The sequence below is a fragment of the Vibrio pomeroyi genome (assembly GCA_041879425.1).
Lineage (GTDB): Bacteria > Pseudomonadota > Gammaproteobacteria > Enterobacterales > Vibrionaceae > Vibrio > Vibrio pomeroyi_A.
Genome location: CP090855.1, coordinates 985480 through 997863, shown reverse-complemented (window position 1 = coordinate 997863; position 12384 = coordinate 985480). Strand labels below are relative to the sequence as shown.

The following is a 12384-nucleotide window of genomic DNA, read 5'->3' as shown; positions in this document are numbered from 1 at the left end:
ACCTATACTAGCCTCAACAAAACGAGAGAGCGATAACTAACAAGCTCAACGTTGACTGACTAATATAGGAAATATCACATGACTATCGAAATCAAACCTGGTCAAACTCATATCCAATCTAAAGCAATGGTCGCTTGGAAAGCAGGTGAGCCGCTAAAACGTGAAACGGTTGACGTTGAACTGCCAAAGGCTGGCGAAGTACTTGTTCGTATCGTTGCTACTGGTGTTTGTCACACTGACGCATTCACTCTTTCAGGTGACGATCCAGAAGGTATCTTCCCTTCTATTCTTGGTCACGAAGGTGGCGGTATCGTTGAAATGGTTGGCGAAGGCGTAACAAGTGTTGAAGTTGGCGACCACGTTATCCCACTTTACACAGCTGAGTGTGGCGAATGTAAATTCTGTAAGTCTGGTAAAACTAACCTTTGCCAAGCGGTTCGTGAAACTCAAGGTAAAGGCCTCATGCCAGACGGCACAAGCCGTTTCTCTATCAACGGTGAGCCAATCTTCCACTACATGGGTTGTTCTACTTTCTCTGAGTACACTGTACTTCCTGAAATCTCACTAGCGAAAGTAAACAAAGAAGCACCTCTTGAGGAAGTTTGTCTTCTAGGTTGTGGCGTAACCACTGGTATGGGTGCGGTACTGAACACAGCTAAAGTTGAAAAAGGCGACACAGTTGCTGTATTCGGCCTAGGCGGTATCGGTCTTTCTGCAATCATCGGTGCTCGTATGGCTGGTGCAAGCAAAATCATCGGTGTTGATATCAACGAGAGCAAATTCGAGCTAGCAAAACAACTTGGCGCGACTGACTGCATCAACCCAATGAACTACGACAAGCCAATCCAAGACGTTATCGTTGAGATGACAGACGGTGGTGTTGATTACTCATTCGAATGTATCGGTAACGTAAACGTGATGCGTCAAGCTCTTGAATGTTGTCACAAAGGTTGGGGTGAATCAGTTGTGATTGGTGTTGCAGGTGCAGGTCAAGAGATCTCAACTCGTCCGTTCCAACTAGTAACAGGTCGTGTATGGCGAGGTTCTGCTTTCGGTGGTGTTAAAGGCCGCTCTGAACTTCCAGAAATCGTAAACCGTTACATGGCGGGTGAGTTCGGACTACAAGAGTTCATCACTCACACTATGGGTCTTGAAGACGTAAACGAAGCATTCGAACTAATGCACAAAGGCGAGTCTATCCGTACTGTTCTACACATGGATAAATAGCCTTAAATTTTAAACCTTATCTGGTTTTCATAAAGTCCGTTAGATTGAATCTAACGGACTTTATTTTTTCCTAGGCATGCTTTACCAAGGAATATTTTTATTAAAGGTTCTTCCCTTTAATAAAGGTATCTGAATTGTCCTACAGGGTTACTGGAATTGTCCTTATGTTGACTAAACTTCGCCACTCTTTACCTCTACAGTTGATGCTAGCTGCTTTGCTTGCATGGCTTTTTGCACAACTTATTGCTTCAACCTCTGGTATTACCCAAACGGGGTGGTATCAGTTCTTAATGCTTGGCAAAACTACCTATATCAGCTTGCTGAAAATGGTCGTTGGGTTAGTGGTTTTATTCTCGTTGTTGCAAGGTATAACAAGCATTGGTTCGATAACTCGATTGAAGAAAATTGGCCGCAATACGGTGCTTTTCTATAGCTTCACGACGTTGATAGCCATCTCTTTGGGCTTGGGTGCTTCACTGCTGTTACCTGCTTGGGAGCCTTTAACCAGCGTTGCTACGATTGGAGACGACGTTCAGCTTATAAGCGAAGATGCGGCAGGTGGCGCTGCGATTGCCAGCAAGCTTTTTAGTATGGCACTCGTGAACCCAGTAGCGGCGTTAACCAATGGTAACTTGCTCGCGATTGTCGTGTTCTCATTTATGTTGGGTATTGCTCTGCTTTCTTCATTGCCAGAAAAACACCCGATTTTTGAGGTGCTTAATGGCTTGAACAAGAGCATCAATACCATTGTTGGTTGGATAATTCGTTTAGCACCGTTCGCGGTTTTCGCCATTGTTCTCGATTTTACCGTTCGTGGTGGTGAATCACTGTTTGAGCAATTGGCACTGTTTGCTTTGCTCGTGTTTGTGCTGACTTTGATTCACGGAGCGATTGTCTTACCGACTATTGCGAAGGTGATGACTGGGATTCGTCTTAGCACCCTATTTAAAGGTATCTCGGCACCGATGGCGATGGCGTTCGCAACGTCATCAAGCTCTGCTACTTTGCCACTGGCAATGCAGAGCGCAGAAGAAAAGCTCGGCGTATCGCAAAGTACAAGTAGCATGGTGTTACCACTTGGCGCAGTTATGAATATGGATGGTACGGCACTTTTCGAAGGTGTTGCGGCAATCTTCTTGGCTCAACTGTTTGGTGTTGACCTCACGACTTCTGGCTTGGTGATGATCTTCATTATGGCGATGGTCTCTTCTGTGGGTGCACCGGGTATGCCATCTGGATCTATGTCTGGCATGCAGTTGGTGTTATTGGCCGCAGGTATACCACTGGAAGCGATCGCGATTCTGCTGATTATTGAACGCCCATTAGATACATTCCGCACTGCGGTTAACGTAGAAGGTGACATGATTGCTGCACTGGTCGTGGATAAATGGCAGAAACAACAAAAGACCGTACTTGAGCCTGCACTGAGCGAGTCCGCAGCTTAGAGAATACCAAGTTCAATGAAAAAGCCCGTTCAGGTGTTCCGAACGGGCTTTTTGTTGTTTGTTAATGTGTGAAGTCAGTGACTAACCAATTTTCGTCATCTCATTCAGTGTGAATGATGCAACACTACCTTCCGTTGCAGCCATGTACTCAGCAAGGTGAGTATTACCCATGTGTGTTTGCCAAAGTTCGCGAGACGTCCAGTTTTCGTAGAAAGTGAAATGCGCTGGATTTTCATTGTCTTGGTGAAGGTCATAGTTGATGCAGCCTTCTTCCGCACGAGTGATATCAATCAGCTTTAGTAGTTCTGTTTTAACCAATTCGATTTTGTCTTCGTTAGCGACGATGTTTGCGATGATAGTCAGTTGAGTCATGTTCATTACCTATATTATTGAGTTCACCGAAATGGTGTTGTTCTTTGTCACAGGGCTTATTAGCTCAAGAGCGGGTCTATGTTTATTGAGCTCTCCTCTGTGTCGATGGGTAAATAATAGTAGGAATATTCCAAACGATAAACCGCGCTACGTTTGAATTATTATCAAAAACTATTTGATAATAATTTGAGTTTTATAGTCTAAAGGACATAGGTAGACGAATATTAAAACCCGCCAGCCCAAGCATCAAAGTTATCAATGTTGTCGAGTTCTTGCTGGCTTCTTGGGGCTGGGTAATAAGGCAGCGCTAATCTCACAACAGAAGGGAGCAGTTCCCATTCTGGCGTCATCTTCAGGCGTGTCAATTCGTCATTTAGGCGCACAAACATGTAGTAGCCATCGCTGTGAGTATTCGCATAACTTGCGACTGTGGCGATATCGCCAGAAGGTAACTTTACATCTCGGCCTAGCGGGTAGAGCTGGTGAAGCGCAAAGCTCACTTTCGGGTCTTGCAGCTTGCCTTGCTTAAAGCGTTCTAGGCCAATGGCAGTTGAGGTCGTGCGAGGCTTCCAACCTGTGAGGAACAAGCCACTCAAGCTATCTTGGAACGGTTTACCCTTTCGACTGCCTTCATTGCTAATGAATTGAACCGTAAGTTTGTCTCCCGACTCTTCCAGAATTTCTAAAAACTGTTCACCAGTGCGATCGACTAAAAGCTTCATAAGACCCAGATACCATTAAGAATGAGATACGATAAATGGTACTACTTTAGGGGAGGTTTTGGTAGGGCTATAAAGGTTATGCAACGTGAACACTGTTTTCAATGTTGATCGTTACATTCCCTTTATATGAGCGATAGTTTAACGCTTACGCAAGTAGTGAGTTTGTACAATCTCATCAAGGTAAGTCGTGACGCCTTTCAGTGTAAAGTCGAGAGGAGAGACTAAGTCACCAAACAAAGGAGAGCCGCCACCAAGAACGACAGGAATCGTCGAGATGATTAGCTCGTCAATCAGGTCTTCTTTCATGAAGTTTTGAATGGTGACGCCACCATCAATGTAAAGGTTGTTCATGCCTTTGCTGTTCAGATCCTTGATGATCTGAGTGAGCTCGCCCTTCACCAAGAACACTTTACCTTCCAGTTCCTTAGGCACTTCCGTCAAGGTGTTACTCAGGACATATACCGGTTTACTGTAAGGCCAATTAATACCGAAGCTCAACACCATATCCATCGTGTTACGGCCCATGACCAAAGCATCAATGCGATCAGTATGGGCGTTGTAACCCATGTCATCGCTCTCTGGATTTGGGATCGCGTGTAACCAATCTAGGCCACCTTGTTTGTCTGCAATGTAACCATCAAGACTCGCGCCGATAAAGACAATATTTGACATTTTTAACTCCGAAATTGAACAGGAACTTGGCAACCACACCGTAATAAATTAAAATATTCTACAGTGTAGAAATTAAGTTTAAGAGGTGGTGTTATGACTGTCAAGGATCAAAAGCGAGGTCGACCAAAGAGTGGATCAAGCCAACTCAGCGCTGACAAGATCTTAGATACGGCCAAAAGCATGATGCGCGAAAGTGGCAAAGTTCCGAGTATTCGAGGGTTAGCGATGGAGCTCGGCGTGGATGCGATGGCGATATATCATTACTTCAAGAATAAAAATGCTCTCTTGGAATCGATCACTGTGTCTTTGGTAGGAGAAGTTGCGCAGCCACAACAAAACCAAGTGTGGCAAGAGAACCTTTATCAGCTCAGCGTGAGTTATCTGTCGGTATTGAATGACTATCGTGGGTTGCTCGAAACCCTGCTGACGATGAAATCTCTTGGGCCTGTTGAGGTGTTTAGCGAGCGCTTTGAAGCGGTAATGAGCCCGTTGAATCTCACATCAGAGCAAACCGAAGACGCCCTTCATTTGCTAGTGGACTACCTGCATGGCTATGCGCTAGCGCTCAACTGTAATCCAGATAGAACGGAGATTACGGTTGAGATGGTGAGAAAGCCTTTAGGCCTTTACTGCTTGGGTATCGAACAGCTGAGAGCGCAGTAATTTAAGAACCAAGATGAAGGTTTCAAGGCGTGGTTTAGTGATGTGCTGCTCACGATGGAGTACTGATGTTTCATTTATAGTGGATAATTACCTATAAATTTCAGGCTTTAGCAGTAATAATCAATGAATAGACCTGAACAGCTTGTGAGTCGAAAAGCTGTCAGGACAGTTTCTAAAGACGTCATCGTGAAAAGGAAGTCAGACACATGCCTGTGCTCCAACGCATCAGTTTAACCTTAGTTTTGGCCGCTATTTTGGGCGGCTGTTCTTCATTACCAGAAGGCATCGACCACCCCGCAGAACCGTACACCTCTTATGGACCAAGCACTTTGTCGGTTTTAGTGGATGAATACCAACCACAATCATCAGAGCAGGCGACTACCGCCGTTCGTTTACAAGAGTCTGGTTGGGATGCATTGGCACAGCGTTTAGCGTTGGTTGAAAGTGCAGAACACACCATCGATATTCAATATTACATCTGGAACTCTGACGAATCGGGCAGGTACCTAGCCAGCCGTTTGTTAGCCGCAGCTGATCGTGGTGTTAAGGTGCGAGTCATGCTCGACGACATTAACCTCAATGAGCGTGAAGGCCTATTATCGGCACTTGATGCACACCAGAACGTCGAGATCCGAATCTTCAACCCAACACCAACACGCCGTGGTTTTAGTAAGTGGCTAAGTTTCCTTGGCGATTTTTCGCGCCTAAACCGCCGTATGCACAATAAGTCGTTTACCGTAGATGGCACCTTGTCTGTGGTTGGTGGGCGTAACATTGGTGATGAATACTTCGACCTTTCGGATGAGATCAACTTCCGAGATCGTGATGTATTGGTGATGGGATCAGTTGTTACCACGATCCAAACCAGCTTTATTGAGTATTGGGACAGCCGCTGGTCTTACCCAGTCGATATGTTGGGTGACGACGAACAACCGGATCTTTCAAAGATTGATGATATCACCGTTCCACAATACAAAAATTATCCAGAGTTACCATTAAATCGCGAAGCGGCAGATAGCTTACTGAAAGAAGCGCTTGATGAGATGACTTGGGTGAATGCTCGTTTTGCTTACGATCGCCCTGTGCCTGTCGATTCAGACAATACTGATGAACCTAAAGCAACGGCAGTTCTGTTAGGACAACTAGCAAGTGAGTCGAAACAAGAGATCTTGCTTGAGTCGGCTTACTTGGTATTCGATGATGGCCAATTAGATGAGTGGCGAACGTTGAATAACGAAGGTGTTGAGATAAAAGCACTGACTAACTCAATGGCGTCAAATGACTTGGTTACTAACCACTCTGCTTACGCGGGCAGACGCTACGATATGTTAGAGCATGGCATCGACCTGTTTGAGCTAAAACCAGATTCGAAGTTGTGTGAAGCATCTACCCAAGACGTGTCTAAATGTGCGCCAGAGACAGCTTATGGTCTGCATGCTAAATCAGTGGTATTTGACCGCAGTATTGCGAGTATTGGCTCATTCAACTTCAACCTACGCTCGACTTACTTAAATACGGAGTCGGTGTTAATCATCGAAAACAAAGCAATTGCTAAAACGCTAGCTGAAACCATCGAACAGGCGATGAGCGAAGACAACAGTTGGCGTTTGGAGCTAGAAGATGGTGATGTGTATTGGTACTCCGGTGAGCAAAGTTGGGACAGCGAACCAGAAACCGGCAAGTGGGAACGCATGCAATCAGGCTTCCTACAGCTTCTCCCGATAGAGAAATACCTCTAAGAGAATCAGAACCTTAGAAAATAAAAATGTCAGCGCATAATACGCTGACATTTTAGTTTGTGGTGATTGAAACTTAGCTTGTTTATCTGAGCTAGGTTTTGAACGCTATCTCTTAGTCAGTTGCTTGCTGTTCAAGTAAGGAAGAATATGAGGACGAGATTCACCAGACAGCTTCTGCGTGATCTGTTGTGACCAGCTGCTTTGCTTCTGATTGCTTGAGCGGTTTGCGTAGTAGCTTTGCATCGAATCGTCGTAGCGTGCGATTTCGTCTAGGCTCAACGGCTGATATTGGTTTTCGTGCATCACTACGTGAGCAGGAAGGCGAGGTTTGATTTCAGGTTGCTGCGCAGGGTGGCCTAAACACATACCAAATAGCACGGCCGTGTGTTGTGGAAGTTCCAGTAGTTCATCGACTTGTTGCGCACTGTTACGCAAGCCACCGATGTACACGCCACCTAAACCAAGAGACTCAGCAGCCAGCATACAGTTCTGCGCCATGATGCCAGAATCAACAGCGCCAATCAGGGTTAGCTCGGTAAAGTCAGTTTTTACCTCAGGGTTAATCTGAGTGTGGCGTTGATAGTCGATACAGAACACCAAAAACTCGGCTGCACTCTCCACATAAGCTTGGTTGCCTGCGTATTCTGCTAACAGTTTACGCTTCTCTTTGTCTGTCACTCTCACGATAGAAACAGCCTGAAGTAAGCTCGATGAAGACGCGGCAAGGCCTGCCTGAACAATTAAGTCGAGGTGCTGTTGTTCTATTGGTTGGTCCGTATATTGGCGAATGGAGCGGTGCCCCAAAATGGTCTCAATCGTACTATTCATAGCTCTCAGACTGTCCTTGTTTTTATGATGTATTACAAATCACCATAACGACATTTGAGGTTGGGGTAAACCTCAAAACAGCCTTTGTTGAGACTAGTGGGTTTGGCTTTTCATCGTTTTAGGGCAAATGTGAGGAATGTACAATTGTAGGTATGATTCCGTGAGTCGGATGGCTTCATTTGCAAGCTCTGGAGTAATGTGACCGTGTTGACGATAGGACAAAGAGTAAATTTTATCAGCAACTTGCAGCGAGATAGCGAAGACATTGATTGATTGCGGTAACTGAGGAACATCAAAGAACTGTCGATAAATCGTTTCTACTTCTTTGCCCAAAATTAAGTCATTCTCTGTGTCTGCGTGACCTAATTCTGTGAATGTATGACGACCTAAAATAAGCTTTTTAGCAATCGGGTGATTGTTATAGTAATTCACATACGCTGTTTCAATCATACGATTGATATCAGTCCAGTGATTAACATGTTCCACATCTATACATTTACCGAGCAGAGAATCGAAGTCAATAAATACGTCGTCTAACAAGTTGTGGAATAAGTTTTCAATATTCGGGTAGTGATGATAAACCGTGGATGTTGCCATTCCACACTCTTTGGCAACATCGTACATTGAAATATCAGTCGCTTCACGGCGTTCCATTAGTTGCACAACAGCATCATGAATTCGAATTAACTTTTCTTCGGTGGTTACTTTGCGCATCTAATGGTCCTCACTGTTATTTGGAACACGAAAAACATAAAGGGTTTTTAATCAAAGTTCCAATTGGAATATTCAAAACTTAGACTTTGTTACCCTTTATTTATATAAAGAATGATAAGCCGTTATTAGGCTTTAATATGTGTCCCTGTTTTTCCTTCTATGATCTCTAATGCACTCGACAGGTCACCAATGTGTCCGTGTTGTCTTGTTTTCTCCACAAACTGACAACATGCGTCGACCTTCGGCCCCATCGAACCTGCTGGGAAAGTGTACTTTTTCATTTGCTCAACTGACACGTTTTCAAGCTTCTCTTCTTTTGGGGTTCCCCAATCTAAACAAACATGAGAGCCGTCGGTGAGGATCAACAAATGTTCAGCGCCGATTTCTTCTGCGATAAGAGCCGCTGTCATGTCTTTATCGATGACCGCTTCGAAACCCACATAAGCGCCATCTTTCTCGACGACTGGAGCACCGCCGCCGCCGCCACAAATAATTAAGTGTTCTTTCTCTAGCAAGTCTTTGATGGCTTTTATCTCTAGTACTTCTTTCGGTGAAGGGGACGGAACCACGCGGCGCCAGTGTGCTCCGTCAGGCTTCACAATCCATTGGTTGGCTTCGGCGAGTTGTTTAGCTTGTTCTTCTGTATAGACAGGGCCAATAAATTTGGTCGGGTCAGCAATTGCAGGGTCATTTTCGTCAACAACAATTCGAGTTAAGATCGTGGTGGTAAAGCGATCTTGAATCGCAGCGTTTAAGCCTTGTTGGATAAGATAACCAATCATCCCTTGCGTCTCAGCGCCAAGCACATCAAATGGGTAAGGTGGGCAATCTTTGTAAGCATTGTTCTGCAACGAGAGTAAGCCTACTTGAGGGCCATTTCCGTGCACAACAACCAAACGGTAATCTTTACTTAGTTCAGCCAAAGAAGCGGCGGTTTGCGCGATGCTCTTTTTTTGGTTTTCGCAACTCATTACCTCACCACGTTGTAGTAAAGCATTCCCACCGACAGCAACAACAATAATAGGCTTCGACATGTTTAATTCTCCAAATGATATTTCGCTCATAGCAAATAAGTTGGTTTGAATTGTATTTAAATATTGTCGGAGTCGTGGGGATAAAAATCACAATTCGATTTGTGCTCAATATTTGATGTTTTTAGTCGCCTATATGTCACAGAAAGCCTTAATTATCTCTAGATTAACTAGATATGTGATCTTGGTTTTGAAATAGAAAATGTATTTATTAATCGAATGGTTATTGACCAAAATCAAGTATTCCGCCTTTTATCATTATAAATCTAATATTTGTTGGGTTTATTTTGTTTTTTACCCGAATTCGTTTGTGTAAAACCGATATTCAATTTTCATCCCAGTTCACTTCATCGCTTTGCCGTTTAATTAATCCCGAATTAGAGATTAAGGAGCTAAGAGATGAGTAACGAAACGCAAGGAAAAATGGGGGTTACGGGAATTGCACTCTTTACACTGTGTGCAGTTTTGGTGGTCGACACATTAACCGCGTCAGCCAGTATTGGTGTCAGTGCCATTGGCTGGTGGGTGTTAATGCTGGTCTTCTTTGTTATCCCATACGGCTTAATTACTTCTGAATTGAGTACGACCTATCCAGGGGAAGGTGGTATTTACGATTGGGTAAAGCAAGCCTTCAACTTTAAATGGGCAGTCAGAACAACTTGGTTTTATTGGATTAACGTTGGTTTATGGATGCCAGCGGTATACATCATGTTTGCAGGCATGTTTGCCGAACTTTTCATGCCGGGCCTGTCTTTATGGGGCCAAATCGCTATCTGTATATTACTTACCTGGTTAACGGTCTGGATTTGTAATGTGTCGGCCGACATCGGTGTTTGGGTTACGAATATTGGCGCGGTACTCAAAATTATCGTGATCAGCACATTAGGCGTAGGTGGTTTCATCTATGCGATGAAAAACGGTGTTGCCAACGAATTTACGCTACCCGCAATGATGCCTTCATTGGATTCAGCCGTCTCTTTCTTACCTGCGATTGTGTTCAACCTAATGGGTTTTGAACTGGTTGCGACCATGACCAAAGAAATGAAAGATGTTCGCGACATGCCTAAGGCCGTCTTCCTTTCTATCGGTATCACCGCTTTCTTATACATCTTCGGTACGGTAGGCATCTTGATGGCGCTGCCTGTCGAAAGCATTGGCTTAGTATCGGGCCTTATCGACACCTTCAAAACACTCTTTGGTGGTGGCGTGTTTGGTACAGCCATGGTCTACATCTTCGGTACTTTCGCTCTGTTAACGCTTATCGGCAACATGGTGAGCTGGACAATGGGTGCTAGCCGAGCAGCAGCTGAAGCCGCTCAAGAAGGTGAGCTGCCAGCGCCTGTGGCGAAAGTATCAGAAAAAGGTTCTCCAGTTGGTGCAAACAACATCACAGGTACCGTATCAACGGTCGTTATCCTGTCTTACGCACTGTTTGCACAAGGGAATGATGATCTGTTCTGGTCGATATTTGCTTTCTCTAGCTGCATTTTCTTACTTCCTTATCTGTTCATGTTCCCAGCATACCTAAAGCTTCGCGTGGTTGATGGTCAACGTGAACGCCCATTTAAAGTACCGGGCGGTATGGCGGCTCAGTGGGTCATGTCCATTGTTTGTTTCTTCGTCATCCTTCAAGCCGTGATTTTATTCATCTTCCCTGAGGCTCTTGATCTAACCGTTGCTGACTGGGGATACACAGGACCTGTTTTGATTGGCGTGATTGCCACTGTTCTCGCTGGTGAGTGGATTCTACTCGGTGCGCTAAAGCGCAAGAAACAGCAAGGCTCGGACGATAACGACACTGCCGATTCGCAAGATAAAAAAGAAGCTCAAGCATAATTTAGGGGACATAACGATGAAAAAACTGATTGAGACTACTCCAAAACATGATGGCTTCAGAATGCCGGGGGAACATGAACCACACAGCGAAATTTGGATGGCTTGGCCAGAGCGCACCGACAACTGGCGTAATGGTGCAAAACCTGCACAAGCGGTCTTTGCAGACGTGGCAACCAAAATAAGCCATACAACACCAGTCACCATGCTAGCGAGCTCTGAGCAATACGATAACGCGGTATCCCGTTTACCTGAGGACATTCGAGTGTTGGAAATCTCGACGGATGACTCTTGGATGCGCGACATCGGTGCAACTTATGTTGTTGATGACAGCGGTGAACGCCGAGGTGTGGATTGGGAATTCAATGCATGGGGCGGGTTTGTGGATGGATTGTATTCACCATGGAACCGCGATAACCAAGTCGCTCAAAAGATGTGTGAAACCATTCGTGACTCTCGATATCGCGCTCCAATCGTACTAGAAGGCGGCTCAATTCATGTTGATGGCGAAGGCACGCTCTACACAACAGAAGAGTGTTTATTACACGAAAGCCGCAACCCAGACATGAGCAAAGAAGAGCTGACGGAAGTGCTTTGTGAACACCTCAATGTTGAGAAAGTCATTTGGCTACCTCGTGGTTTATACAACGATGAAACCAATGGTCACGTAGACAACATTCTCCACGTTGTGAAGCCGGGTGAAGTGGTTCTGACATGGTGCGATGACAAGAACGATCCTCAATATGAGATCAGCAACGAAGCTTATGACTACATCACAAGTCAGACCGATGCCAAAGGCCGTCAGATAAAGGTACATAAGCTGCCAATGCCTGGCCCTCTATTCATGACTGAGGAAGAAGCGGCAGGCATTGATATCGCAGACGGAATGGAGCGAGAGGCGGGTGAGCGTTTAGCGGCGTCGTATGCCAATTATCTGATTACTAACAACCAAATTGTGTTGCCGTTATTGGACAAACGTTACGACAACGATGTTATCGGGATCTTAGAAGATATTTATCCAGGCTACGAAGTGAACGGCGTCCCTGCTCGAGAAATTTTGTTAGGTGGCGGCAATATCCACTGCATCACCCAACAAGTGCCAAGAGTTTAGTTGGAACAATAAAATCAAATTAAGAAT

At 45.0% G+C, this 12384-nt stretch carries 12 protein-coding genes; 6 read left to right on the top strand and 6 right to left on the bottom strand.

Annotated elements, in window-relative coordinates:
- Nucleotides 1–78 precede the first annotated feature (78 nt).
- Together L0992_20345 and L0992_20340 are read left to right on the top strand one after the other, a co-directional pair.
- Nucleotides 79–1227 (top strand): S-(hydroxymethyl)glutathione dehydrogenase/class III alcohol dehydrogenase, encoded by a 1149-nt coding sequence (locus L0992_20345; protein XGB68751.1) that lies wholly within the window; start codon nt 79–81, stop codon nt 1225–1227.
- Between the two features lie 164 nt (nt 1228–1391).
- Entirely contained in the window at nt 1392–2672 is a 1281-nt protein-coding gene (locus L0992_20340) for a dicarboxylate/amino acid:cation symporter (protein ID XGB68750.1), read from the top strand.
- A gap of 81 nt (nt 2673–2753) precedes the next feature.
- Here the strand turns inward: L0992_20340 and L0992_20335 are convergent, their stop codons facing one another.
- The 3 genes from L0992_20335 to L0992_20325 all read right to left on the bottom strand — a co-directional run bounded on the left by L0992_20335 (nt 2754) and on the right by L0992_20325 (nt 4438).
- Nucleotides 2754–3044 carry an antibiotic biosynthesis monooxygenase gene (locus tag L0992_20335; GenBank protein ID XGB68749.1) on the bottom strand — a complete coding sequence of 97 codons (291 nt, stop codon included), beginning with the start codon at nt 3042–3044 and terminating at the stop codon, nt 2754–2756.
- Nucleotides 3045–3268: 224 nt separating this feature from the next.
- Nucleotides 3269–3766 (bottom strand): hypothetical protein, encoded by a 498-nt coding sequence (locus tag L0992_20330; GenBank protein XGB68748.1) that lies wholly within the window; start codon nt 3764–3766, stop codon nt 3269–3271.
- Nucleotides 3767–3904: 138 nt separating this feature from the next.
- Nucleotides 3905–4438, bottom strand: coding sequence for a dihydrofolate reductase family protein (locus tag L0992_20325; protein ID XGB70360.1), 534 nt, complete (start codon nt 4436–4438; stop codon nt 3905–3907).
- 93 nt (nt 4439–4531) lie between these two features.
- Here L0992_20325 and L0992_20320 point away from each other — a divergent pair, with 93 nt between their 5' ends.
- Entirely contained in the window at nt 4532–5101 is a 570-nt protein-coding gene (locus tag L0992_20320; protein XGB70359.1) for a TetR/AcrR family transcriptional regulator, read from the top strand.
- 206 nt (nt 5102–5307) lie between these two features.
- The gene (locus L0992_20315) at nt 5308–6840 is read left to right on the top strand and encodes a phospholipase D family protein (protein ID XGB70358.1); all 1533 of its coding nucleotides are present in this window, start codon (nt 5308–5310) and stop codon (nt 6838–6840) included.
- 105 nt (nt 6841–6945) lie between these two features.
- On the opposite strand, the gene nfsA is transcribed toward L0992_20315, so the two are convergent.
- From nfsA to arcC, 3 genes are all read right to left on the bottom strand, one after another.
- Nucleotides 6946–7668: an oxygen-insensitive NADPH nitroreductase gene (gene nfsA, locus L0992_20310; GenBank protein XGB70357.1), complete on the bottom strand. Its 723-nt coding sequence runs from the start codon at nt 7666–7668 to the stop codon at nt 6946–6948.
- 93 nt (nt 7669–7761) lie between these two features.
- Complete coding sequence (locus L0992_20305) at nt 7762–8382, bottom strand: TetR/AcrR family transcriptional regulator (GenBank protein ID XGB70356.1); 621 nt, start codon at nt 8380–8382, stop codon at nt 7762–7764.
- Nucleotides 8383–8507: 125 nt separating this feature from the next.
- On the bottom strand, nt 8508–9416 hold the full coding sequence (arcC, locus tag L0992_20300; protein ID XGB70355.1) for a carbamate kinase: 909 nt from the start codon (nt 9414–9416) through the stop codon (nt 8508–8510).
- A gap of 396 nt (nt 9417–9812) precedes the next feature.
- Between arcC and L0992_20295 the strand changes: the two genes are divergently transcribed.
- Both L0992_20295 and aguA read left to right on the top strand, forming a co-directional pair.
- Complete coding sequence (locus tag L0992_20295; protein XGB70354.1) at nt 9813–11249, top strand: APC family permease; 1437 nt, start codon at nt 9813–9815, stop codon at nt 11247–11249.
- Between the two features lie 16 nt (nt 11250–11265).
- Complete coding sequence (gene aguA / locus L0992_20290; protein XGB70353.1) at nt 11266–12357, top strand: agmatine deiminase; 1092 nt, start codon at nt 11266–11268, stop codon at nt 12355–12357.
- Nucleotides 12358–12384 lie beyond the last annotated feature (27 nt).